This is a genomic window from Microvirga terrae, assembly GCF_013307435.2.
In the GTDB taxonomy this organism is placed as follows: Bacteria; Pseudomonadota; Alphaproteobacteria; order Rhizobiales; family Beijerinckiaceae; genus Microvirga; species Microvirga terrae.
On sequence record NZ_CP102845.1, the window covers coordinates 4,048,505 to 4,073,290 of the forward strand.

Annotated in this window: 20 protein-coding genes; 4 read left to right on the top strand and 16 right to left on the bottom strand. The window is 65.1% G+C overall.

Annotated elements, in window-relative coordinates; all coding sequences use genetic code 11:
- Nucleotides 1-46 precede the first annotated feature (46 nt).
- Nucleotides 47-994 carry a LysR family transcriptional regulator gene (locus tag HPT29_RS19025; RefSeq protein ID WP_173946734.1) on the top strand — a complete coding sequence of 316 codons (948 nt, stop codon included), beginning with the start codon at nt 47-49 and terminating at the stop codon, nt 992-994.
- Here the strand turns inward: HPT29_RS19025 and acuI are convergent.
- The 5 genes from acuI to HPT29_RS19050 all read right to left on the bottom strand — a co-directional run bounded on the left by acuI (nt 991) and on the right by HPT29_RS19050 (nt 7,159).
- The gene (gene acuI / locus HPT29_RS19030; RefSeq protein ID WP_173946735.1) at nt 991-1,977 is read right to left on the bottom strand and encodes an acrylyl-CoA reductase (NADPH); all 987 of its coding nucleotides are present in this window, start codon (nt 1,975-1,977) and stop codon (nt 991-993) included. The genes HPT29_RS19025 and acuI overlap by 4 nt on opposite strands.
- An 85-nt stretch (nt 1,978-2,062) precedes the next feature.
- On the bottom strand, nt 2,063-3,304 hold the full coding sequence (locus tag HPT29_RS19035) for an MFS transporter (RefSeq protein ID WP_173946736.1): 1,242 nt from the start codon (nt 3,302-3,304) through the stop codon (nt 2,063-2,065).
- Nucleotides 3,305-3,446: 142 nt separating this feature from the next.
- Nucleotides 3,447-4,877: a M10 family metallopeptidase C-terminal domain-containing protein gene (locus tag HPT29_RS19040; RefSeq protein WP_173946737.1), complete on the bottom strand. Its 1,431-nt coding sequence runs from the start codon at nt 4,875-4,877 to the stop codon at nt 3,447-3,449.
- A gap of 88 nt (nt 4,878-4,965) precedes the next feature.
- Nucleotides 4,966-6,171: a cell wall hydrolase gene (locus HPT29_RS19045; protein WP_259060176.1), complete on the bottom strand. Its 1,206-nt coding sequence runs from the start codon at nt 6,169-6,171 to the stop codon at nt 4,966-4,968.
- Nucleotides 6,172-6,310: 139 nt separating this feature from the next.
- Nucleotides 6,311-7,159, bottom strand: coding sequence for a helix-turn-helix domain-containing protein (locus HPT29_RS19050; protein WP_173946739.1), 849 nt, complete (start codon nt 7,157-7,159; stop codon nt 6,311-6,313).
- A gap of 127 nt (nt 7,160-7,286) precedes the next feature.
- Between HPT29_RS19050 and HPT29_RS19055 the strand changes: the two genes are divergently transcribed.
- Complete coding sequence (locus tag HPT29_RS19055) at nt 7,287-7,688, top strand: hypothetical protein (RefSeq protein WP_173946740.1); 402 nt, start codon at nt 7,287-7,289, stop codon at nt 7,686-7,688.
- A 158-nt stretch (nt 7,689-7,846) separates the two neighbouring features.
- Here the strand turns inward: HPT29_RS19055 and HPT29_RS19060 are convergent, their stop codons facing one another.
- The 8 genes from HPT29_RS19060 to HPT29_RS19095 all read right to left on the bottom strand — a co-directional run bounded on the left by HPT29_RS19060 (nt 7,847) and on the right by HPT29_RS19095 (nt 19,454).
- Nucleotides 7,847-10,609, bottom strand: a complete 2,763-nt coding sequence (locus HPT29_RS19060; RefSeq protein ID WP_173946741.1) for a PAS domain-containing hybrid sensor histidine kinase/response regulator — start codon at nt 10,607-10,609, stop codon at nt 7,847-7,849.
- Between the two features lie 177 nt (nt 10,610-10,786).
- The gene (locus tag HPT29_RS19065) at nt 10,787-11,137 is read right to left on the bottom strand and encodes a GFA family protein (RefSeq protein WP_173946742.1); all 351 of its coding nucleotides are present in this window, start codon (nt 11,135-11,137) and stop codon (nt 10,787-10,789) included.
- A 28-nt stretch (nt 11,138-11,165) separates the two neighbouring features.
- Nucleotides 11,166-11,432 (bottom strand): hypothetical protein, encoded by a 267-nt coding sequence (locus HPT29_RS19070; RefSeq protein WP_173946743.1) that lies wholly within the window; start codon nt 11,430-11,432, stop codon nt 11,166-11,168.
- On the bottom strand, nt 11,433-14,111 hold the full coding sequence (gene ppdK, locus HPT29_RS19075; RefSeq protein ID WP_173946744.1) for a pyruvate, phosphate dikinase: 2,679 nt from the start codon (nt 14,109-14,111) through the stop codon (nt 11,433-11,435). It lies immediately after the preceding gene.
- Nucleotides 14,112-14,391: 280 nt separating this feature from the next.
- Nucleotides 14,392-15,027: a L,D-transpeptidase gene (locus HPT29_RS19080; protein ID WP_173946745.1), complete on the bottom strand. Its 636-nt coding sequence runs from the start codon at nt 15,025-15,027 to the stop codon at nt 14,392-14,394.
- Between the two features lie 183 nt (nt 15,028-15,210).
- Nucleotides 15,211-17,466 (bottom strand): glycine--tRNA ligase subunit beta, encoded by a 2,256-nt coding sequence (glyS, locus tag HPT29_RS19085; RefSeq protein WP_173946746.1) that lies wholly within the window; start codon nt 17,464-17,466, stop codon nt 15,211-15,213.
- 44 nt (nt 17,467-17,510) lie between these two features.
- The gene (locus HPT29_RS19090) at nt 17,511-18,452 is read right to left on the bottom strand and encodes a glycine--tRNA ligase subunit alpha (RefSeq protein ID WP_173946747.1); all 942 of its coding nucleotides are present in this window, start codon (nt 18,450-18,452) and stop codon (nt 17,511-17,513) included.
- A 117-nt stretch (nt 18,453-18,569) separates the two neighbouring features.
- Nucleotides 18,570-19,454 (bottom strand): S49 family peptidase, encoded by an 885-nt coding sequence (locus HPT29_RS19095; protein WP_247654596.1) that lies wholly within the window; start codon nt 19,452-19,454, stop codon nt 18,570-18,572.
- Nucleotides 19,455-19,618: 164 nt separating this feature from the next.
- Here HPT29_RS19095 and HPT29_RS19100 point away from each other — a divergent pair, with 164 nt between their 5' ends.
- Nucleotides 19,619-19,939 (top strand): hypothetical protein, encoded by a 321-nt coding sequence (locus HPT29_RS19100; protein WP_173946748.1) that lies wholly within the window; start codon nt 19,619-19,621, stop codon nt 19,937-19,939.
- Nucleotides 19,940-19,968: 29 nt separating this feature from the next.
- On the opposite strand, the gene HPT29_RS19105 is transcribed toward HPT29_RS19100, so the two are convergent.
- Together HPT29_RS19105 and HPT29_RS19110 are read right to left on the bottom strand one after the other, a co-directional pair.
- Complete coding sequence (locus HPT29_RS19105) at nt 19,969-20,709, bottom strand: tRNA1(Val) (adenine(37)-N6)-methyltransferase (protein ID WP_173946749.1); 741 nt, start codon at nt 20,707-20,709, stop codon at nt 19,969-19,971.
- Entirely contained in the window at nt 20,702-20,926 is a 225-nt protein-coding gene (locus HPT29_RS19110) for a putative signal transducing protein (protein WP_173946750.1), read from the bottom strand. The genes HPT29_RS19105 and HPT29_RS19110 overlap by 8 nt, the downstream gene beginning before the upstream one ends.
- A 114-nt stretch (nt 20,927-21,040) precedes the next feature.
- On the opposite strand from HPT29_RS19110, the gene HPT29_RS19115 reads away from it, so the two are divergent.
- Nucleotides 21,041-22,060: a polyprenyl synthetase family protein gene (locus HPT29_RS19115; RefSeq protein WP_173946751.1), complete on the top strand. Its 1,020-nt coding sequence runs from the start codon at nt 21,041-21,043 to the stop codon at nt 22,058-22,060.
- 15 nt (nt 22,061-22,075) lie between these two features.
- Here the strand turns inward: HPT29_RS19115 and HPT29_RS28670 are convergent, their stop codons facing one another.
- Nucleotides 22,076-24,727: a glycoside hydrolase family 113 gene (locus tag HPT29_RS28670; protein WP_285892595.1), complete on the bottom strand. Its 2,652-nt coding sequence runs from the start codon at nt 24,725-24,727 to the stop codon at nt 22,076-22,078.
- Nucleotides 24,728-24,786: the final 59 nt, after the last annotated feature.

Genomic DNA, 24,786 nt, shown 5'->3' on the forward strand with positions numbered 1-24,786 from the left:
ACCAGTGTTAGATTTGCAGGGTCTCTCTTGCGCGAATGCAAAACCGATGACCAAACAGCAGCATCTCGACTGGGACGATTTCAGGCTCGTGAAGATCATCGCCGAGGCCAATGGCCTGGCCGGCGCCGCGGAGCGACTCGGGGTCAACCATTCGACAGTTTTCCGTAGGCTCGGCCAGATGGAAGACAATCTCGGGGTCAAGCTCTTCGAGCGTCACCGGACCGGCTATGTCCTCACGCCTGCCGGGGAGGAGATGTCGGCGCTTGCCGAGCAGATGGACGAGAACGTCACCGCCTTCACGCGCAAGCTCGCCGGACAGGCCGTGGCGCCTACAGGAGAATTGCGGGTCACGACCAACGACACGCTGCTCGTCCATCTCCTGACCCCAATCTTCGCCCGTTTTATCACAGCCTGCCCCGAGATGCGGCTCGACGTGGTGCTCGCCAATCAGGCCCTGAACCTGTCGAAGCGCGACGCGGACGTGGCGATTCGCGCCACCGACGATCCGCCGGAGACCCTCGTTGGGCGGCGCGTGGCGACAATCGCCTGGGCGGTCTACGGACGGGTGGAGGATTTCCCCGACGTTCGCGGTCCCGACGACGTCAGCCTGACCGACCTGTTCAACCGGCATTGGGTGGCTCTGGGCGACAATCTGGCCGCCCTGAAGGCCGCCCGCTTCGTGCGCGAGCACGTGGCGCCGGAAAACATCGTCTACAAGGTCAACACGGTTCTTGGCCTCGCCGAGTCCGTCCAGGCCGGAACCGGCATCGGCCCCCTGCCCTGTTTCATCGCGGATTCGAACCCCGATCTCGTCCGGCTCTCCGACATCAATCCGGATTTCGCCGCGGGCCTGTGGCTCCTGACCCACCCGGACCTGCGCCAATCGGCGCGCGTGCGCGCCTTCATGGATTTCATGGCTGCCGAGATCGCCAAGCAGAAGAAATGGATCGAGGGCGCCGGGAGGAAGGCTTCGGCGCCCGCTCCCGTCGCTTAAGCGATTTGCACCACCACCCGGCCCTTGATCCGGCCCTCGACGATCTCACGGCCGGCCTCCAACACCTGATCGAGCGGGATCACCGTGGTCATGGCGGCGAGTTTGTCGTGGTCGAGTTCCCGGGCGATCCGGTTCCAGGCCTCCATGCGCAGGGCTTTCGGAGCCATCACCGAATCGACCCCCAGGAGCGCCACGTTGCGCAGGATGAAAGGCGCGACGGTCGCCGTCAGATCCATTCCGCCCGCAAGGCCGCAGGCGGCGATCGCGCCGCCATACTTCGTCATCGACAGGAGGTTGGCGAGCGTCGTGGACCCGACCGTGTCGATTCCGGCCGCCCAGCGCTCCTTGGCGAGAGGCCGGCCGGAACCCGCGAGCTCGCTCCGGTCGAGGATCTCGGCCGCGCCGAGACCTTTCAGGTAATCAGCTTCCTTCGGTCGGCCGGTCGAGGCGATCACATGCCAACCCGCGTTGGCGAGAAGCGCCACGGCGACCGAGCCGACGCCTCCGACGGCGCCCGTGACGATGGCGGGCCCCTGATCGGGACGCAGTCCATGTCGCTCCAGGGCCATCAGGCACAGCATCGCCGTGTAGCCTGCGGTCCCCACCGCCATAGCCTGCTCCGCCGACAGACCCTGCGGCAGCGGGATCAGCCAGTCGCCCTTCACCCGCACCTTCTCCGCATACGCTCCGAGATGGGTCTCGCCCAGGCCCCAGCCGTTGAGGACGACCGCGTCGCCGGACTTGAATTCGGGATTCGAGGAAGCCTCGACGACACCCGCGAGATCGACGCCGGGAATCATGGGAAAGCGGCGTACCACCGGGGCCTTGCCGGTGATCGCAAGACCGTCCTTGTAGTTCAGAGTCGAGTGCGAGACGCGTACGGTCACGTCGCCGTCCATGAGATCCGTCTCGTCGAACGTGCGGATCCCGACATTCTGACCTGATTCATTCTTGTCGATGACGACGGCCCTGAACGTGCTCATGCCGAATCCTCCCACGACCATCTTTTGGCGCGACCGAGGATCAGGGCAAGGGGAAAGGCTTTAGCCCTTCGCAGCAGAGGCCGGCTTATTCCGCCGGCTGCAGGGCGGGCCCGCGCTCAACAGGTTGTTCCTTGATCGGCAGGTTGATCAGCGCGGAGGCGAGGCCGAGCAGGACCGACAGCCACCAGACGGCACTGTAATTGCCGTTGATCTCGTAGAGAAGCCCGCCGAGCCAGACCCCGAGGAAGCCGCCGACCTGATGCGAGAAGAACGCGAAGCCGTAGAGCATGGCCATGTAGCGGGTGCCGAACATCAGCATCACGAGGGAGGACGTGGGTGGCACAGTGGAGAGCCAGAGCAGGCCGATGGAGATGCCGAACAGGATCGACGTCAAGGGGGAGGCCGGGACCAGGATGAAGGCCGCAATCGCCACCGAGCGGCCGAGATAGATCCAGGCGAGCAGCCAGCGCTTCGACATGCGGGTGGACAGCCAGCCCGATCCGAGGGAGCCGACCGCATTGGCCAAGCCGATGACCGCGAGCGTCCATCCGCCGACGGCCGCCGAGAGGCCCGCATCCTTGAGATAGGCCGGCAGGTGCACCGTGATGAAGGCGAGTTGGAAGCCGCACGTGAAGAAGCCGAGCACCAGGAGCACGTAGGAGCGATGTCGGAACGCTTCCGTCAGCGCCTGCTTGATCGACTGGTTCGGAACGGCCGCCGCTCCGGACGGAGCCGCGTCGCCGGTCGGACGCGTGGCGAGCGCGACGGCGAGCGGCATGACGAGAAGCACGCTCGCGGCGAAGACAAGCAGGGCCTGATGCCAGCCCAGCGAGTCGATCAGCACGTTCCCGATCGGCGGGAACAGGAACTGGCCGAATGAGCCGGCCGCCGTTCCCGCGCCAAAGGCCATCGGCCGCCATTGCTCCGGCAGAAGCTTGCCGAAGGCGCCAAGCACCAGATTGAACGAGCAGCCGGACAGGCCGAAGCCGATGAGGACGCCGGCCCCGAGATGCAGCATGCCCGGCGTGGAGGCATAGGCCATGGCGACGAGGCCGAGCGCGTAGAGGAGCGCGCCGGCGCAGAGCACCCGGAAGGCTCCGAACCGGTCCGCCACGGCGCCGGCGAAGGGCTGGCCCAGTCCCCAGAGCAGATTCTGGATCGCAATGGCGAAGCCGAAGGTGTCTCGTCCCCAACCGTATTCCGTGATCATGGGCAGTTGGAACAGGCCGGAGGACGCGCGCGGGCCGAAGGTGATCAGGGCGATCAGGCAGCCGGCGACGACGATGACTTCCGGCGAGACGCGGGTTCGAGCGGGGGAAGCGGACATGCTCACGGCCCTTTGAGGGAAGGCAGGGGTGCGCAGACTAGCCCAAGTCGTCCGCCGGCAACATTGAAAGTTTGTAGGCTTTGGTATGAGGCTTTGTGATGGATACCTGCAGAAATCCGGCTCCGATTTGCTCCGCAATCCCCTAGACTACAAAGAAGTCGTGGTGGTTGAGCTTCAGATTTTTCCCAAGAGTGGCAAATTTCATCGGGGCGCCGGCACCCGAGCCATCGGCATCGTAGGAGAGCGCGCCGGACTTCGCGTCGTAGATGACCCGATCCTCGAGATCCTGCGCCTTCTTGGCCCGAATGAACATGTCTGCCTTGAAGGCCGCCGGCTTGGATGCGCTGCCGGAGCCCAGTGCGGTGTAGATCTTGTTCTCGAGCCTGATCGAATCGTAGGCCGGGTTGAAGTCGTCGATCCGGTCGACGTTCTTGTCCCGGCTGGTTCTGGTGTCGAACACGAAGACGTCGTAACCCGCGCCGCCCGAGAGCCTGTCGCTGCCCGCGCCGCCAAAAAGGATGTCGTCGCCGCTTCCGCCGGCGAGGGTGTCGGCGCCGTCGGCGCCGCGCAGCACGTTTCCGGCCGAATTGCCCTGAAGCCTGTCGGCGAAGCGTCCGCCGGTGGCATTCTCGATCGTTACGCCGTTGGCGATCGTATAGCCGCCGGCAACGCCCTTCTCTCGGGAGATGAAGCCGCCCGCATGGGAATCTCCCGGCTCCAGGGTCGCGGCGCGAAGATCGATGACGACACCATCGAGTGCTCGGGCGGCGGTGATCGTGTCCAGTCCGCCGGCGTCCCAGAGACAGTACCACCCCTGCTCGTCGACAGTCGGATTCAGGGTCGGCAGCGCGTAGACGTTGCTCCCCTGGCCGGTTTCCATGTTCTTTCCGTAGAGCGCCTGCAAGGCCGCGATGTCGAAGGCGCCGAGCCCGGCCTGATTGCCGTAGGACAGGTCGTACCCGGCCTGCCCCCAACCGGGATTGTAGGACATGACCGTCCAGATACCCTGGTTCAGGCCGTTCGGCCCGAGGGTGCCGGAATCCGTCACGCCCGGAAAGGTCGTCGCATCCGCGCCCGTTCCGCCGTCATGCGGATGAGCCAGGCCCATGCCGTGGCCGAACTCGTGCAGGACGGTGTTGAGGCCGTCACCGCCGAAATTCATCCAGTTCCATGAGGGCATCGTCGGGTCGAAATATCCCCAGATCTGGTTCTTGTCGGGCACCTCGTGCAATCCGAGCGTGCTGCCGTCCAGCGGCATCTTCCACCAGACGACGTTGGCCTCCGCGGCGGAGCCGGCGAGTTCGAATTTCAACCCGCAGACGCTTTCATAAACCTGGATCGCATAGTCGAAGACCGCCTTCTCGGCCTTTGTCCAATTCCGGGTCGAAAGACCGCTCGTCAGGATGTCGCTGGGGCCGTGGACGGCGCTCGCCGCCGCGAAATCGCCGTTTTGGCCGAACCAGATCTTGATGGACCCGCTCGCGGTGTTCCAGGCCGTTCCTCCCCAGACCAGCGCATCGACATAGGCATTGCCATAGCCGGTACCCGGAACGGAATTTCGAATGCTTGCCACGACTTCCCCGCCTTCAATGCCGCGCCTGAGTCTTGATAGGACTTTGTTACACTCGGTGAAGTGCCGAAGCGCACGAGCAAGGTTTTTCTCAGGTCTGACCGGGCTTGAGCTTATAGAAGATGTGCCGCCCGATCACGTCCATTTTCTTCAGGCGGCGGGCCCAGTAGGGCCGGACATAGTCGGCGTGGTAATGGGTCGCCGCGCCCACATCGGCCAGGTAGGTCTTGCCCTCGAGCACGGCGCTCGCGACGCTCTTGGCGCGCTCCCAGGACTCGGTGTCGCGGATGCGCAGGGCCTTGCCCTCGCAGGCGAAGGTGAACTGGCAGGCGAGATGACGATGCCGGTTCTGATAGACCACGCCGCAGATGCTGGACGGGTAAAGCCCGCTCTTCACACGGTTGAGAACCACCTGGGCCACGGCCGCCTGCCCTTCGACGGGCTCGCTGCGGGCCTCGAAATAGACGGCCTCGGCGAGGCAGCGCTGCTCCTTGCTCGTGTTGTCCGGATCGATCAGGTCGGCATAGCGGGGACGATCCGGATCGTCGCTCTTGGGCAGGATGGACAGGTCCCCATAGCCGCCGCGGTCGAGACGCGGGGATTGCAGGGACACGGGGGCGGCTGCGATCTCGATGGGCGTTGCTTCGACCGGGGCCGGCGTCGTCGAAGACAGGGCGGTCGCGCGCTTGACCATGGGGGTGGTCGGGCTCGCTGCAGCCCCGGTCGAGCCCGCGGCCGCCGCGGCCGGGGACTGGACGGACGTGGCTTGACGCGTCGTGGTGTATTCGGGCGCCTCCCAGGGCTCGAAGGCCTGCTCCGTCTCCGGAGCCTCGAGTTGGCCTTCCATGAGGACGGTCGGCGGCAGAAGCCGCTCGTCGCGGCTGTAGAGCAGCCGGGTGCTGCCCATCTGATCGAGGGTCGAGCGCAATTGTCTCGCGCGACGGGACAGGGTGGCGTGCGGCGCCACCAGGGGATTGCCCTTCAGGGAGCGGTCCACGAGGGCATCGGGACCCGCATCGGCTTTCCTGTCGGCCTTGAGAGGCGCGGAATCGGCAGCCTCGTCCGGGAGGTCATAGCGCGGAAGGGTGCGGAGAACATCGCGCTCGATTCCGAGCTTTCCGTCGGCGATCGAGGCGCCGGTGGGCGGGATGAGCGCGGTGTCGACGAGGCGGGCGGTAGCGCTGCGCGGCGTGAAGCTCACGCCGGAATGGAGATCGTTGCTGGCCGATGCGGTAAACGAGATCAGCAATCCGGTGGCCAGCGCCCAGGGAGCCGTGGTGGCGCAGATCCATTTCACCCGAGATCGACGATACGGAAGACGCACGCGCAACACCCTGCAAAAACTCGTGAACAATCCGGAGCATCCAGCAGGAGGGCTCCGATGTCGTAAAGTTATCGCGGGTTAAGGTTGATGGGTGGTTAAGGCGAGGCTCCGGTTATCCGGGTGACGCTGCGGCAGCCTGACGCTTCTCGGCGAGACGCCTCAGCGCGGAACCGGTCTCGGGATCGGCCGGAAAGAACGCCTCGATGGCCAATTCCGACAGGGTGACGTCCACCGGGGTGCCGAAGATCGTGGTGGTGCTGAACAGGGTCAGCGGGCCCTCCCCGGTCACGAGCTGGAGCGGCACGACGATGCCGGCGTAATCGTGGCTCGACCTGGGGCCGCGTCCCGCCGCGTCCGGCGTCGGATAGGACTGCAGTTCCTCGATCAGAGCGGCGAGAACGACGTCGCCGGTCGCATCGACCTGACGATGCAGTCGATGAACCAGATGGTTGCGCCACTCGGTGAAATTCACGATCCGACGGGCAAGGCCTGCGGGATGGATGCTCAGGCGCAGCACGTTGACAGGAGGCTTCATCAGCGCCGGATCGACCTCGCCGATCACCGACACGAGAGCCTCGTTGGCGGACACGAGCGACCAGTGCCGGTCCACGGCGAGCGCCGGATAGGGATCATGCCCCCTGAGCACGAGATCCACCGCCTGACGCATGCTGACGAGCGCAGGGTCGTCGAGGGAGCGCTGCGAATAGACCGGCGCGAAGCCTGCCGACACCAGCATGATGTTGCGCTCGCGAAGGGGCATATCGAGCTTCTCCGCAAGCAGCAGCACCATCTCGCGGCTCGGTTGAGAGCGGCCGGTCTCGAGGAAGCTCAGATGGCGGGTGGAGATCTCCGCTTCGAGGGCGAGGTCCATCTGGCTCAGGCGTCGCCGCTGACGCCATTCGCGCAGGTAATCGCCCACATGTCGGTCGGTGTTCACGGGTTGAGTGCTCGCTGTTCTCATGAGAGAGACCCTAGCGTGAGACAAGCCGATCTTCCATGACCTCGGAGGTAATCGACTGTGCTCAGCGCTTCCGAGATCCTTGCGATCAGGTTGAGGTTTTCAACCGGCCCACCGCAAGGAGACAGCCATGATGACAATTCAATCTTCCCCGCTTCTTCGCCAGGCTCTCGTGGCCGACGCCACCACCAGCGGGGCCTTCGGCCTGATGATGCTCATCGGTGCCGGTGCCCTGAGCGGCGTCTTCGGCCTGCCGGAGCTTCTCCTGCGCATCGTGGGCTTGGTTCTCCTGCCTTATGCCGCCTTCATCGGCTGGCTCGGCCTGCGCGAGGAAATCCATAGGTCCATCGCCTGGGCGGTGATCCTGGGGAATGCCCTCTGGGTCGTCGACAGCGCGCTCCTCCTTCTCAGCGGCTGGGTGGCGCCGACCAGCGCGGGCTATGCGTTCGTGATCGCCCAGGCCCTCGTGGTGCTGATGTACGCGGAGTTCCAGTTCGTCGGAATGCGCCGGTCGGAAGCCGCGACGGCTTGATCCCGATAGCTAATCCCCACCCACGTCATCACCGGGCTTGTCCCGGTGATCTCGATTGCCCAAAGCGAGGCGCTTCAAATGGTCGGGATGGCCGGGACAAGCCTGGCCATCCCGACCAAAGTTTTTCGGCACATCGCCGGCGACCGTCATGCTCGATGCTAGGAACCGTGAATGATCGCCTCGATCCTGGCTGCGAGAGCCTCAAGGGTGAAGGGCTTGGCGATGACTTCCATGCCCGGTCCCAGGAAGCCCGCCGAGAGAATGCTGCTCTCCACATAGCCCGTCATGAAGAGAACGTTCAGATCCGGCCGCTCCGCGCGGAACGCGTCAGCAAGCTGCCGCCCGTTCAAGCCGGGCAGCCCCACATCGGTCAGAAGGAGATCGATCGGCTGGCCGGTTTGCAGAACCACGAGTCCCTTCGGCCCGTCTTCGGCCTCCAGAACGCGGTACCCCTGCTCCTTGAGCATCTCCACGATGAGCCCGCGCACGACGGTCTCGTCCTCGACCACGAGCACGGTTTCGTGAGCCTTTGCGCGCGCCCCCGAGACGGCCGTGGCCGAGGGGTCCTGGAGTTCCGTATCGCCGAGATATCTCGGCAGCAGGATCGTGACGGTGGTGCCCCGGCCGATGGCCGAGGAGATCCTGACATGGCCGCCGGACTGCCTGACGAAGCCGTAGACCATGGAAAGGCCGAGACCGGTACCCTGCCCGATCGGTTTCGTGGTGAAAAAGGGTTCGAAGACCCTCGCGAGCACATCGTCGGACATGCCGGACCCGGTGTCGGAGACCGACAAGGCGACATAGGGGCCGGGTTTGACGTCCTGCTGGGTGGCCGCGTAGGCGTCGTCGAGCTCCACATTGTCCGTCCCGATGGCGATGGACCCTCCGTCCGGCATGGCGTCGCGGGCGTTGATGACCAGATTGAGCAGAGCACTTTCCAGCTGGTTGGGATCGCAGAGGGTGAGCCAGAGATCCCGGCAAGACCGCAGCTCGACCTGGATCGTCTCGCGGACCGTGCGCCGGAACAGCTCCTCCATCGAGGCGACGAGAGCGTTCGCATCGACGGGCTTCGGATCGAGGGGCTGTCGTCTGGAGAAGGCGAGAAGGCGGTGCGTGAGCGCGGCCGCCCGGTTTGCCGAAGACATGGCGGCATCGACATAGCGTTCGATATCGCCGGCGCGTCCCTGGGCGATGCGGGTTCGGATGAGATCGAGGCTGCCGATCACGCCGGTCAGAAGATTGTTGAAGTCGTGGGCGATGCCGCCGGTCAGCTGGCCGACCGCCTCCATCTTTTGCGACTGCCGAAGCGCCTCCTCGGCCTGTCTCAGCGCCTGGGCGGCCTCCTCCTCGGCCGTGATATCGCGCCCGACCGCGTGGATGAAATGCTCGTCCGACACTGCCGTCCAGGCAATCCAACGGTAAGAGCCGTCCCGATGGCGCAGTCTGTTCTGGACGCTGCAGGTGGTCAGGGCATGCGCGAGCCGCCCGACGGCCAACTGTGCTTCGCTCTGGTCCTCGGGATGGATGAAGTCGAGCAGGGGCGCCTGAAGGAGATCGCCGTTCTTCCAGTCGAGCATGCGGCCCCAGGCCGGATTGGCCGTCACGATCGTTCCGTTGAAGTCGGCGACAAGCATCAGGTCGGTCGACAGATGCCAAAGGCGATCACGGTCCCGCGTGCTCTCCTCGACCCGCTTTTCCAGTCTGGCGTTCAGATGAACGAGTTCCTCGGCGGCGGTCTTCTGATCATGAATATCAGTGTTCGTACCGATCCACCGGATGACACCCCCGTCGGTGTCCCGCACGGGGACGGCTTTCGACAGGAACCACCGGTAGGTCTCGTCGCGGGCCCGCTTCAGCCTTATCTCGCCTTCGAAGACCGTGCCGTCCTTAAGGGCGCGCCGCCACGCCCGGGCGACAACCGGAAAATCCTCCGGATGGACGATACGCTCCCAGGCGCCGTTCGCTAGGTCGTCGAGCGTGATACCGAGATATTCGGGGAAGCGCCCGTTCGACCACTCCACCGATCCGCCCGGTCCCGCCTCCCAGACCTGATGCGGAACCGCCTCGACGAGAGCCCTGAACCGCTCCTCGCTGGCGCGCAGCGCCTCCTCTGACGCCTTCCGTTCAGTAATATCTCGATAGAAGCTGACGATGCCGCCGGGAACCGGGCAGACGCGCAGTTCCAGCCACCGGTCCTTGCCGAAGCCGAGATAGCGGCGCTCAAACGAGATCTGCACCTGTTCTGCGAGGCACCGACGATAGGCCATTTCCAAAGCGGAGCCCGCCGAGGTAGGCCATGCCTCCCATTGAATCTTGCCGATGATCTCCTCCGCCTGACGCCCGTCATATTTGAGCGCCGCGGGGTTGAGCTTCACGACTCGGAACTCCTCGTCGAACACGACGAAGCCGTCGCCGAGCACGTCGAGAACCGCCTCCGACCGCGCATTGCTCGCGCTCAGCTCCCGCTCTTGCCGGACATGACCGGTCACGTCATGGCCCTGCACGGCCACTCCCAGAAGCACCCTGCCCCCGCCCCAGACAGGCTGGAAGGAGAACTCGACGAACCGCTCCTCCGCGATGCTCCCGGCATCCGTTTGCGAGAAGATCGCGACCCGAAGGGGGTCCGGAAGCGTCAGGCCGGCGCGGGCTTGGTCGAGACGCTCCTTGAAGCCGGGCCAGCGGATCAGCGGTGTTGCGTCGAGGGGGCAATCGGCAATGTCCCGCCCTCCGACAAGCTGACGGAAGGCGTTGTTGGTCAGAGTAATGATGTCGTCCGGGTGACGCAGGAAGCAGAAGAAGCCGGGTCCCTGCTGGAGGATAGGCAGAAACTCCGACGCTGCAACGTCGGACGCCCCGCAATCCTTGGCTGCGGAATGGGCGCCGCGCAAGTCACGAATGACGTCATCCTTCGTAACGCTCAAACTCTCCGGCATCCTGAGCTTTCGGACGGGGAGCGGCGATCCTTCAGTCGACACCGCCCCTTCTGTTCTGATCAAATAGAGCTTTTCGCCCCTGCGAGAAGGAGCAATTTAAACAATATTTCATTTCGATTCAATTACCCTTGAGGCAGGCACGGCTCGGAACTGGGCGGCCCGAACTCAGAAGCTCCGCCCGTCGACCGGAATGGTGTCGAGTTCGGACAGGGTCACGCCCTCGAGGCAGCGGACATTGATCGCCACCGTGGCCTCTCCGGTCGGCTTCTGCCCCTCGCCGAAGGGGGCGCAGCCGCATTCCGCGCAGAAGCGATGCCGGATCCTGTGGGTGTTGAAGGTGTAGGTGGACAGGCTGTCCTCTCCGCGAAGGAGCGTCATCGCCTCCCGGGGCACGAAGGTCAGGAGATAGCCTTTCCGGCTGCAATGGGAGCAATTGCATTCGAGGATCTGTTGCAGATCCGTCTCGACCACGTACGCGACCGCGCCGCAATGGCATGAACCCTCGTGCCGCGCCATCCGTGCCCCCTGCCCCTGTCCGCGATCGTTATCCCAAGGCTACCATCGCGGTCACGATCAAGCCAGCGCCGATCACCGCCACGAATCGATCCCCCATGGTGAGCGGTTCGGCTTTGCCCTGGGCGGAGAGTTGGCCGATGATGAGATCCAGGATCAACGATACGGCGAAGGGCCAGGCCGCCGGCGGAACGGCGGCCTGCTGCCAGGCGGGCCGCTGCAGCATCAGGAGCCCGATGGCGATGCCGGATGCCAGCACCACCCCGACATAGAGAAGGCGCGTCCGAGACAAGACCATCTAGGCCTGGCTCGCTGCCTTGTTGCCGAGGGCCGCCTGCGCGGCCGCGAGGCGCGCGATCGGCACGCGGTAGGGCGAGCAGGACACATAGTCGAGACCGACCGACTGGCAGAAATGGATCGACGCCGGATCGCCGCCGTGCTCGCCGCAAATTCCGAGCTTGATGCCCTTGCGGGTTGTCCTGCCGCGTTCGGCCGCGAGCTTCACCAGCTCGCCCACCCCTTCCTGATCGATCGTGACGAAAGGATCCGCCGGCAGCAGTCCCTTCTGCGTGTACGGGCCCAGGAACGAAGCCGCGTCGTCGCGCGAGATGCCGAGGGTCGTCTGGGTGAGGTCGTTGGTGCCGAACGAGAAGAACTCGGCCGATTCCGCGATCTCGCCGGCGCGCAGCGCTGCGCGCGGCAGCTCGATCATCGTGCCGACCTGATACTCGACCGCGACGCCACTTTCCTTTGCCACCGCCTCCGCCATGGCGACGATGCGCTCCTTCACGAGGTCGAGCTCCGCCTTCGTCATGACGAGCGGCACCATGACCTCCGGCACGACCGGCTGGCCCGTCTGCTTGCCGGCGTCCACCGCCGCCTCGAAGATGGCGCGTGCCTGCATCTCGGCGATCTCAGGGTACGCCACCGCCAGACGGCAGCCGCGGAAGCCGAGCATCGGGTTGAACTCGTGCAGCTCGCGGGCGCGGTGCCTGAGCTTGTCTACCGAGGCGTTCATGGCCTTCGCCACCTCCTCCATCTCGGCTTCCGAATGCGGCAGGAACTCGTGCAGCGGCGGATCGAGCAGGCGGATCGTGACCGGGAGGCCGCTCATGATCGAGAACAGCTCGGCGAAGTCCTTACGCTGCATCGGCAGCAGCTTGGCGAGCGCCGCCCGGCGACCGGCCTCGTCGTCCGACAGGATCATCTCGCGCACCGCCACGATGCGGTCGCCCTCGAAGAACATGTGCTCCGTGCGGCACAGACCGATGCCCTCCGCCCCGAAGGTGCGGGCGGTGTTGGCGTCGAGCGGCGTTTCCGCGTTGGCACGCACCTTCATGCGGCGCACCTTGTCGGCCCAGCCCATGAGGGTGGCGAACTCACCCGACAGTTCGGGCTCCAGCATCTTGACCTGCCCGAGCAGCACTTGGCCGTTGGAGCCATCGATGGTCAGCACGTCGCCCTTCTTCAGAACCTGACCGGCGACGGTGAGGGTCTGCGCCGCGTAGTCGACGCGGATCGAGCCGGCGCCGGACACGCAGGGCTTGCCCATGCCGCGGGCGACCACCGCGGCGTGCGAGGTCATGCCGCCGCGGGTGGTCAGGATGCCCTCCGCCGCATGCATGCCGTGGATGTCCTCAGGAGACGTCTCGATGCGCACGAGGATGACCTTGTGGCCGGCCTTCTTGGCCGCCTCGGCGTCGTCCGAGTTGAATACGACCGCGCCTGAGGCAGCCCCCGGCGAGGCCGGCAGGCCGGTGGCCAGGATCTTGCGCTCGGCCTTGGGGTCGATGGTGGGATGAAGCAGCTGGTCGAGGGCGGCCGGCTCCACGCGGGTGATGGCTTCCTCTTGCGTGATCAGGCCCTCGGAGGCGAGCTCCACGGCGATGCGGAGCGCGGCTTTCGCCGTGCGCTTGCCGTTGCGGGTCTGGAGCATCCAGAGCTTGCCCTTTTCCACCGTGAATTCCATGTCCTGCATGTCACGGTAGTGCTTCTCGAGGATGCCATAGATGCGCACCAGCTCGTTGTAAGCCTCGGCCATCGCCTGCTCCATCGAAGGCTTGGTGGAGCCGGACGCGATGCGGGCCTTTTCGGTGATATCCTGCGGGGTGCGGATGCCCGCCACCACGTCCTCGCCCTGGGCATTGATGAGGAACTCGCCGTAGAGCTCCTTCTCGCCGGTCGAGGGATTGCGCGTGAAGGCGACGCCCGTGGCGGACGTCTCGCCCATGTTGCCGAACACCATGGCCTGCACGTTCACCGCCGTACCCCAGCTCGCCGGAATGCCGTGCAGTTCGCGGTACTTGATGGCGCGGTTGTTCATCCAGGAGCCGAACACGGCTCCGATGGCGCCCCAGAGCTGCTCCTGTGGGTCCTGGGGGAAGGGCTTGCCGAGCTCCTTCTCGACGAGGCTCTTGTAGCGCGGCAGGATGGCCTGCCAGTCCTGCGCCGTCATGTCCGTGTCGAGCGTGTAGCCCTTGCGGTCCTTGTACTCGTCGAGGATCTCCTCGAAGTGGTGGTGCTCGAGGCCCAGCACGACGTTGGAATACATGGTGATGAAGCGCCGGTACGAATCATAGGCGAAGCGCTCGTCGCCCGCCCCCCTGGCGAGGGCCCCGACGGTCACGTCGTTGAGCCCGAGGTTGAGCACCGTGTCCATCATGCCGGGCATGGATGCGCGGGCGCCGGAGCGGACGGAGACCAGAAGCGGGTTCTCCGCATCCCCGAAGGTGCGGCCCGTGAGACGTCCGACATAGGTCAGGGCGTTCTCGACCTGGGCTTTCATCTCTTCCGGGTAGGAGCGGCCGTGATCGTAGTAATAGGTGCAGACCTCGGTCGTGATCGTGAAGCCCGGAGGGACCGGCAGTCCCAGATTGGACATCTCGGCCAGGTTGGCCCCCTTGCCGCCGAGCAGGTTCTTCATTCCCGCCTGGCCCTCGGCCTTACCGTCCCCGAAGGTATAGACCCACTGCGTCATCGCTCGATCCCTTGGCTCTGAATACGCCCTGCTGCAGCGCAGGTGTTGGCTTGAAACATGTGGAGCCCAAACGCAAGCTGAACAGCCACGGTTCCGGAAAATTCAGGAGGGTCGCCTTTCGGCCATCGGGGCCTGCTCAGCCTGTCGGGTGGATGCTGGGCTCCCGCCGTGCGGTCACGCCTGCAGCCTGAACGATGCCTGGGACGACCCCGACGACAAGAAGAGCAAATAAAAATGGCCGGGACAGGCCCGGCCATTGTGATCCGTCATGAACCGGGGCTCACACCCGGTAGCGGCCGTTGCGTTTGACATAGACCGTCGTGCCGACCGGGACGCGCTCGTAGAGGTCGGCCACGTCCTCGTTCAGCATGCGCACGCAGCCCGAGGAGAGCTGCTCGCCGATGCTCCATGGCTCGTTCGTCCCGTGGATGCGGAAGAGGATGTCGCGGCCATCCTGGTAGAGATAGAGCGCGCGGGCACCGAGCGGGTTGTCGAGGCCGGCTTCCACGTAACGCGGCAGCTCGGGCTTGATGCCGACCATCGTCTTGGTGGGCGACCAGGCCGGCCAGACCCCCTTGCGACCAACCGACGCAATGCCCTTCCAGGAGAAGCCCTGCTTGCCGACGCCCACGCCGTAGCGGATCGCCCTGCCCTCGGGCTGGACGAGATAGAGCATGCGCTCGTCGATATCGACCACGATGGAGCCCGGCTTCTCGGAGCCGTTATACGCCACCGTCTGGCGGGCGTATTTCGCGTCCATCTTGCGCCGGTCGACCAGCGGGATGTTGTGCGGCTTGTCGGGCATCATGCCGACATACCAAGCGGAATCGGCCACCGTAGCGACCGGCTGCTGGGCGGTCTGGCAGGCAGCAAGGGGCGCGCCCAGAAGAGCGGCAATCAGGAGGCGTCGAATCATCTTCGGTCTTCTGAATTTGGATCGGTTGCCGCCTACCTAGAGCCTAGGCGGCCCGTTGGCTGTGCCCCTCAGGCCACACCTTAACATGAATTAACCCGCGGAGAATCTCTCATGCGCGTGGCGCAGACCTCCGGCATTTCGGGCGGGATCCAGCGCAGGACCGGATCCCTGCCCCAAACGCGGCTAGCCCTCGATGCGGGAGAAATCCGCCACCGTGCGGGTCGCCGCGCGGATATCGTTGAGGAGCCGCAGGCGGTTGGCCCTGAGAGCTTGGTCCGCCGCGTTCACGGTCACCTTGTCGAAGAAGGCGTCCACCGGCTGGCGCAGGCGCGACAGGGCGCGCATCGCCCCCTCGAAATCCTCCGCTTCCACCGCGGCGGCCGCCTCGCGCTTGGCACCGTCGAGAACGACGGCGAGCGCCTTCTCCTCGATCTGCCCCTGGTCGCCGACGATCTGGAGGTCGGGCGCCTCGTCGTAGGAGCGCCCGTCCTTCTTCTCCTCGATGCGCAGGATGTTGGCCGCGCGGCGGTAGCCCGCGAGCAGGTTCTTGCCGTCCTCGGTATCGAGGAAACGCCCAAGCGCCTCCACGCGGCGGACGATCATCAGAAGGTCGTCCTGGCCCTCAAGGGCGAACACGGCATCCATGAGATCATGACGCGCACCCTGGTCGCGGAGATAGACTTTCAGACGGTCGGCGAAGAAGGCGAGGAGGTCGAGCGCACGAGCGTGCATGAGACGCGCCAGCGTCTCACCTTCGACGATCTGCCGCTGCCGGAAGATTGCGGCCAGCTCGGCGACAGAGGGATGTTCGACAACGGGAGCGAACGGGCTCTGCTCAATCGCGTCGACGAGCTCCTTCGCCTTCAGAAACTCAGCAAAGAGAGCCGCATTGGCCGTTCTGGCGAAGGGCTTTGCAAGCAGGCTGGTGAGCGAAAGCTTGAGATTGTTCTCCAGCACCAGCCTGATCACGCCCAGCGCCGCACGACGCAGTGCGTAGGGATCTTTGGATCCCGTCGGCTTCTCGTCGATGGCCCAGAAGCCGACCAGCGTGTCGATCTTGTCGGCGAGCGCCACGGCCACCGACACGGGATCGGTCGGCACGCGGTCGGACGGGCCGAGGGGCTTGTAATGCTCCTCGACGGCCGCCGCCACGGACGCGTGCTCGCCCTGGAGCGTCGCATAGTAGCGGCCCATGAGGCCCTGCAATTCAGGGAATTCGCCCACCATCTCGGTCACGAGATCTGCCTTGGCGAGGCGTGCCGCACGCTCCGCGAGTTCAGGGTCGGCGCCGACCATCGGGGCCAGTTCCCTGGCGAGCGCCGCGATGCGCTCCACGCGCTCGTACTGCGTGCCGAGCTTCTCGTGGAACACGATGCTCTTCAATTTCTCGAGCCGGTCCTCCAGCTTCACGCGCTGGTCCGTCTCCCAGAAGAACTTGGCGTCGGAGAGGCGCGCGCGCACCACGCGCTCGTTGCCGCCCACGATCGTCTTGCCGCCATCGCTGGCGACGAGGTTGGACGTCAGCAGGAACTTGTTGGCGAGCCTGCCGGTGGCCGGGTCACGCAACACGAAGCATTTCTGGTTCGCCCGGATGGTGGTGCGGATCACCTCCGGGGGAATATCGAGAAACGCTTCGTCGAACGAGCCCATGAGCACCACGGGCCATTCCACGAGGCCGGCGACCTCCTCGAGCAAGCCCTCGTCCTCGACGAGCTCCAGCCCCTGCGCGAAGGCCAGGTCCTTCGCGTCGTGCAGGATCATGTCCTTGCGGCGGTCCGTGTCGATCACGACCTTGGCGCGCTCCAGGGCCGGCGCGTAATCGTCGAAGCGCTTCACGCGGATCTCGCCGGGCGCCAGGAAGCGGTGACCCTTCGTGACGTCGCCCGAAACGATCCCATCGATATCGAAGCGCACGACCTCCGGATCCTCGGTTTCGGGCCCGAACGTGCAGATGATCGAGTGCAGCGGGCGCACCCAGCGCAGCGAACCCGGCTCACGCGAGGCCGCGCCCCAGCGCATGGATTTCGGCCACGGAAAGGTTTTCACGATCCCGGGCAGAATCTCGGCCAGCACGTCGGGCGTCGAGCGGCCGGGCTTCTCGATGACGGCAACGTAGAACTCGCCCTTCTTCGGATCGCTCTCGATCTTCGCCTGCTCGATGGAGGACAGCCCGGCACCCTTCAAAAAGCCCTGGATCGCCGCGTCGGGGGAGCCGACGCGGGGACCTTTGCGCTCCTCGCGCACGTCCTGCCCCTTCACGGGCAAACCCGCCACCTGGAGGGCCAGCCGGCGCGGCGTGGCGAAGGCCTTGGCGCCCTCATAGAGGAAACCACGCTCCACGAGCGCATCGGTCACGAGCTTCTTCAGATCCTCCGCCGCGCGGCGCTGCATGCGGGCGGGAATTTCTTCGGAGAACAGTTCGAGGAGGAGATCGGGCATCGGAGAACTTTATGTCTGAGGGAGGAAGCGGATGGCAGCGGCGGTCACGCCGCCACGCCCCCGCCCTCGGTCTTCAGCCATGCCGCGCCGCAGGCCTTCGCCAGTTCGCGGACGCGCAGGATGTAGCTCTGGCGCTCGGTGACGGAGATCACCCCGCGGGCGTCGAGCAGGTTGAACACGTGGCTGGCCTTGATGCATTGGTCGTAGGCCGGCAGCGCCATCAGGTGGCGGTTGTCGTTGGAGTTAGGTCTCGGCTCGCCGGCCTCCAGGTACTTGCGGCAGGCGGCCTCCGCGTCGCGGAAGTGCCGGAACAGCATCTCCGTGTCAGCATGTTCGAAGTTGTGGCGCGAATATTCCTGCTCGGCCTGGAGGAACACGTCCCCGTAGGTGACCTTCCGGTCGCCATCGAGCCCGTTGAAGTTGAGGTCGTAGATCGACTCGACGCCCTGCAGGTACATGGCGAGGCGCTCGAGGCCATAGGTCAGCTCGCCCGCCACCGGGGAGCATTCGAAGCCGGCTACCTGCTGGAAATAGGTGAACTGCGACACCTCCATGCCGTCGCACCAGCATTCCCAGCCGAGGCCCCAGGCGCCCAGGGTCGGGCTCTCCCAGTCGTCCTCGACGAAGCGGATGTCGTGGATGCTCGTGTCGATGCCGATGGCCTTGAGCGAGCCGAGATAGAGATCCTGCAGGTTCGGCGGGTTCGGTTTCAGGATCACCTGGAACTGGTAATAATGCTGAAGCCGGTTCGGGTTCTCGCCGTAGCGCCCGTCCTTGGGGCGGCGGGAGGGCTGGACATAGGCGGCGCGCCAGGGCCTGGGGCCCAAGGCCCGCAGGGTCGTGGCCGGGTGGAAGGTGCCTGCGCCGACCTCCATGTCGTAGGGCTGGAGGATGACGCAGCCCTGCTCCGCCCAGTAGCGCTGAAGCGTGAGGATCAGACCTTGGAAAGAGCGCGCAGGGTTCATGTGCGCGGGTTCGCTCGTCATGTCGGCGTCCGGTTTGGCTTTGAAAAATGTCAGGCGAACCCTTGGGATGACGGGCCGCCCAAGTCAAGCACCGGGGTGTCCCGGCGAGTATTCCTGCAGCCGCTGGCCACTGCTCCCTTACAGCCCCAACCGCGCCCAGGCGGCCCGTTCTTCCAGGGCCCCGACGATCTCGCCGGGGTCGATCAGGCTGCTCTGTCCGAGCGAGCGCCGGCCGAGCAGGCGCCCCAGCAGCGGCGGGCGGGCCGGCTCGATCATGCGGAACTGCACCTTGTCGCCAAAGCGCTGGCGCAGGATGGTCCGGATGTCGCCTAACCCGTCGACGAGCCCGAGATCGAGCGCCTCCGCCCCGACCCAGAAGGCGCCGGAGAAGAGATCGTCGTAGGAATCGTTGAGCTTCTCGCCCCGGCGGTCGCGGACGAGCCCCACGAAAACCTCGTGGATCTGGCGCTGGAGCCCCTTCAGGCGCACCACGTCGTCCGGATTCTCGGGCCGGAACGGATCGAGCATCGCCTTGCTCTTGCCGGCCGTGTGGACCCGCCGCTCGATGCCGATGCGCTCGATCAGCTCGTGGAACCCGAAGCTCGCCGACACCACTCCGATGGAGCCCACGATGGAGGCCGGGTCGGCGTAGATCTCGTCGGCCGCACAGGCGATCATGTAACCGCCGGAAGCCGCCGCATCCTCCACGAAGGCGATCACGGGGAGCTCCTTCTCCTCGGCAAAGGCCCGGATCCGCTTGAAGATCAGGTGCGACTGGGCGGCCGAACCGCCCGGCGAGTTGATGACCAGCGCCACCGCCTTCGCGCCCGGCACCGAGAAGGCGCGCTCCAGCAAGGGCGCGACGCTTTGCATGGCCAGCCCCTGGCGCAGGGGCATCACGGCCCCGATCGGCCCCGAGAGGCGAACCACGGGCACGATGGGGTTGGGATAGGCGCGGTACTTGGCCGGAAGGAGGAATTGAAGACGAGCCGGGAGCATGGAGGAGAACGATGTTTGAGCCATGGCTGTTATCTAGGGTGCACGGCCCGGCTTCCCAAGATGAACATACCGTTAGGGAAATTGTCGGGCTGCGTTCAGTTAAGACCGATTAAATCTTGATCATGGACAACAGCCCGGTCGTGACACCGTTTCACGCTGGTGTCTGGGCGGAGTTGAGGAGAGAATGAATGCGTAAGCTGATGTTCGGCCTTCTTGGTTTTGCGGCCCTGAGCTTCGGGGCGCTGTCGGTTCAGCCGGCAGAAGCGCAACCCTATTACGGAGGCTACGGCTATCGGGGTCCCGCCGTGACGGTCCAGTACGGGCGCCCTTATTATGGCGGCCCGCGGTACGACCGCCCCTATTACGGACGCCCCTACGGGGCTTATCGCCCCGCCCGCGCGGTACGCCGCTGCTGGGTCGAGCCGCGGCGGGTGTGGAACGGCTACCGCTGGGTGCGCCGGCCGATCGAGGTCTGCCGCACGGTCGGCAGACCTGGTTACCGCTGGTAAACTCGGAGGGCCCCCATCGGGGCCCTCTCTCATAGAAGGATGGCCTCTCCCCGGTGAAGAGCCTCCGCCTGTGGGGTGAAGCGGCCGTCCGGCCCGTTCAGGATCACCGGCGGCAGGATGCTCACGGGGGCCCGGCTGTCCTTGATCCCGGACAGGAGCAAGCGAATGGCCGGCCGGTCGGCGCTCGGATGCACGAAGCGGAGTTCCAGACCTCCGAGCCATTTCCCCAGAATCCGGAGACATTCGAGCGTCCGATCGGCCCGGTGGATCAGGACGAGCCGGCCTTTCGGCTTGAGAAGTCCCGTGCAAATCTTCAGCCAAGCGTCCAATCCGCCGGTGGGCAGCGCATGAGCAGCTGCCCGGCCGCGATCGGGCGAGATCCGCGCGTGACCCTCCTCGAGGAACGGCGGATTGGTGAGGACGAGATCGGCGCTCCCGAGCCTGAGACCTGCAGCCTCGCGGGAGGTCCTGTCGAGCACGTCCGCGACGGCGACCTCGCCCGCGACGCGGTTGTCCCGGCAGTTGCGGCGGCACAATTCGGCGAGGTGAGGATCCCGCTCCACGAAGACGAAGCGCGCAGCGTCCTGCCGCGCCGCCACCATGAGGCCGACGGCTCCGGTCGCCGCGCCCACATCCATTACCATGTCGCCGGGCCTCGCCTCGGCAGAGACTGCGAGCAGCACCGCATCGGTGCCGGCCCGGTGCCCCTTTTGCGGCTGCAGGAGGCGGACCCGCCCGTTCAGGAGGAGATCCTCCGTGATCTCAGCCATGTCGCAGCTCGCCCGCGAGCCCGGCTTCGGAGACAAGGCGGCGGGCCTGGGCCAGGTGATCCTCCGGCACGAGAATCCGGCGCGGAAAGGCGCCGGTCATACCCTCCAGGGCGCTCATGTGCATGTCTGCCACGAAAACCGGGATATTGGCGTTTTCCAGGAGGGATTGTAGGAAGCCGACCAGAACGAGATCGCTGGTGCGGACGATTTCGACCATCGGCTTGAGATCCTTCCCCTGCGGTAAGCGTTTGCATTGCAGCATGGAAAGTGCCATGCCACGGTGACTGATATTCCTACCGGCCAAGCCGGCCGGCAACCCGGGTAGTGAGACGTGGGCGTCGTCGTTCCGTTCGAAGACAAGCATCCCGAGAAGAATGCGGGCATCGAGAAGCTCGTGTCCCTTGTGGCCTCCGACATGGAACGGGTCAATGCGATGATCCTGTCGCGGACGGGATCCGAGGTCACAATGATCCCGGAGGTGGCGAACCATCTCATCTCCTCCGGCGGCAAGCGCCTTCGGCCCATGCTGACGCTCGCAACCGCCGGGCTCTCCGGCTATCAGGGCGACGGGCACGTGAAGCTCGCGGCCTCGGTCGAGTTCATGCACACCGCCACCCTCCTCCACGACGACGTGGTCGACGAGAGCGACATGCGCCGAGGCAAGATCGCCGCCCGAATCAAGTGGGGCAACGAGGCCAGCGTGCTCGTCGGCGACTTCCTGCTCGGACAGGCCTTCCGCATGATGGTGGAAGTGGGGTCACTGCGGGCGCTCGACATCCTGTCGGCGGCCGCAACGGTGATCGCCGAAGGCGAGGTGATGCAGCTCGCCGCCGCCAAGAACACCGAAACCACGGAGGACGAGTACCTCGCCGTGATTCGGGGCAAGACGGCCGAGCTCTTCGCCGCCGCCTGCGAGGTGGGTCCGGTCATCGCCGGGCGCCCGAAGGCCGAGCAGGCCGCATGCCGCTCCTACGGGATGAATCTCGGGATCGCCTTCCAGCTCGTGGACGATGCTCTGGACTATGGCGGCAAGGCCGCCACACTCGGCAAGAACGTGGGCGACGATTTCCGCGAGGGCAAGATCACCCTGCCGGTGGTCCTGTCATTTCGGCGCGGCACCGACGAGGAGCGCGCCTTCTGGAAGCGCGTGCTCGAGCAGGGTGAGATCGAGGACGCGGATCTCGAGCAGGCCATCGCCATCATGCGCCGGCACCGGGCCCTCGAGGACACCGTCGAGCGGGCCCGGCACTACGGCGCCATGGCCCGCGACGCCCTCGCGCTCTTCCCGTCGAGCCCGATGAAGCAGGCCCTGCTCGACGCGGTCGATTTCTGCATCGCCCGGGCCTATTGAGCGGACACTCTGCCGTCAGACGAAGAGGAAATCCTTGAAGGAGATCTCGCCGCCGATCTTCTTATCATAGGTCACGGTGGCGATCTCCAGGGCCTTCTGCTTCGTGCCCGCGCCGTCCGCATCGAAGAACAGCTTGTAGGTCTTGCCATTCACCTTTTTGGCGATGAAGAAGTCGTTCCGATCCGTGGCCTTATCGAACGTGAACCAGCCCTTCCTGATCGTGACCGCATGGTCGAGCGAGGCGTTCTTGCCCCTTAGGTACTTGGCGATGGTCGCGTTGCCGAAGGCGGCATCGTCGAAGTAGAACGCATCGTATTTGAACTGAGCATCCTTCACCGAATCGGTGTGGCTCTTATAGTTGCTCTTAGTCACCTTGATGTCGAACAGGAATGCGTCCTTGTTCGGGTCCATCCGGCTCCATTTGCCGCCGGCGAGCGTGTCCCTGCCGGCCCCGCCCGAGAGGATGTCACCGCCGCTGTCGCCGGTGAGCGTGTCGGCGCCCACACCGCCGAACAAGCGATCGTGACCTGCTCCGCCACCGAGCGTGTCATTGCCTCCGCCACCATAGAACACGTCGTCGGCCGCGCTGCCTGCGGTCTTCTCCGGATCTTCGTTGGTGACATGTACCACGAGGTCCTTGGCGTAGGTTGCCCCGCCCTTGTCTGTCACCTGCACGGTGAGCTTGTGCGAGGAGGCCTGCTCATGATCGAGCCTGAAGCCGTCAGCCACCAGCAGCCTGTTGCCTTCGATCGTGAACCGCCCGTCCGGGTTGACGATGGCGAAGCTATGCGTTTCGTCCTCATCGATGTCCGCGGCTGACAGCGTGCCAATGAACGTTCCGGCCTTGGCGAGTTCGGCCACCGCCGGGTTGCTCAGCATGATGTTGCTTGGGGCATTGTCGCTGTCATCGTTGAGGATCGTGCCGTTCGCGCTCCCGGTCCCGATGGCTCCGCCGACGCCTGCCCCGTAGAGTTCGACCGTGAAGGTCTCGTCCGCCTCGAAGAGGAGATCGCCCCGAACCTTCACGGTGATCGTCTGCTCGGTCACCCCCGTTGCCATGGAAATCTCGCCGGTCATGACGGCAAAGTCGTTGGCCCTGACGGAGCCGGCGGGAAGCTGCACACGCCATTTGACGCTGCCATCGCCCACGTCGCTGGAGCGGGTGATCTTGAAAGTGAAATCGGTGGTGACGCCTTCGGATCCCTCGCGCCTGCTGGCCTGAACGGCCGCGACCGAGAAGACGCTCTCCGGAGGCGTTCCGCCGATGTCATCCAGATCCACGGTCTGGTCAGAAAAGCTCGCCTTCTCCACGTTGCGGAGTTCGTCGGTGCCGTCTCCGTTCTGACGGGTGTCCTTCACAATGTATTGGCCAGCGCCGAACGCGTAGATCCTGTAATCCGCGCGGGCGCCGGAAAAGACCGCCGTGTCCTCAGCCGCTTCGCCATCGAGAACATCGTCGCCTAGGCCGCCATTGAGCCGATCATTTCCGGCGCCGCCCCAAAGAACGTCGTTCCCGCCGGCGCCGTTCAGAGTATCGTTGTGATAACCGCCATCGAGCCTGTCGGTGACATTCGTTCCGTTCCAGACGAGCCCCGTCGTGTGAGCCGGGCCGGAGTAATGCGTGGTGACCGTGACGTTCGCTGGCTTCCGTTGCGTGGTATAGTCCGTCCACGGCACGTTCCGCTCCACCATCGGGTTTTCGAAGGAGTAGTAGCTCCAGAGAAACGAACCGGCGAGCCAGCGGCCGCCATAGTTCTCCATGACTTTGAAGAGAGCCTCGTAGCAGTCGACCTGCTCCTGGGGATCGTATGTGCCGCTGCCGCCGAACACGCCTGGGTCCTTGTTGGCCCCATCCATGCTCTTGTAGCCGACCTCGGTGAACAGCACCTGCTTGCCGTATTGCTCTGAGAGCGCCTTGTAATAGTCGACGACGGACTTGCCCCCGTGCAGGGTGTCGCGGACCCACGAATTGAAATGCGGCTTCACCCAGGCGTCGACGATCTGGTCGACGGTCGGATTGTTAATCTCCGAGGACGGGATGTAGGCGTCGACGCCGATGAAGTCGACCTTGTCCCAGAAGCCGACCTTCTGCACCGTGTCGTAGGTCGCCGCGTAGGTGACCTTGCCGGAATAGACGGCGCGCACGGCATCGATGATCTCGCCCCATTTCTGCGTGTATGTCTTGCCGTCGCTGCAGGTCTTGGCCGGGTCGATCATGCTGTTCATTTCGGTGCCGACGCAGATCATCTCCGCGCCGGCCACCTGAGCCACCTTGGCGTATTCGACCATCATGGCCTTGTAGCTGGCGAACCAAGCCTTGGGGTCGGTGGGTGCGAATTCCGCGCGCCAGACGCGATCACTCGTCTCCACGTGCGGCTTGAGCACGACCTTGAGGCCGCGGTTCTTGGCCGCCAGAACGGACTGCTTCACCTGCTCGAAGGTGTCGCTCTCGTTGTCCCAGGGATTGTTCGGATCTCCGAGGTGCAGTTCCACCGCGTTGCTGAACTTGTTAGCCTGGAAGAAGTTGGGGATGATCGTGACGGTGTTGGCGCCGGTCGCCACGATCTGGTTCATCGCCTTCAGGCCCGTCCCTGCGAGAATCTGTCCACCCCAGTAGGACGGCTGCGTGATGCCTTCCCACTCGAAGATCTGGCCGGGGCTGCTCATGACTCGGGGCTCCTGCTCTTGAAGACTGACGGCTGGCGTGAAGCTACCAGCCGAATCAT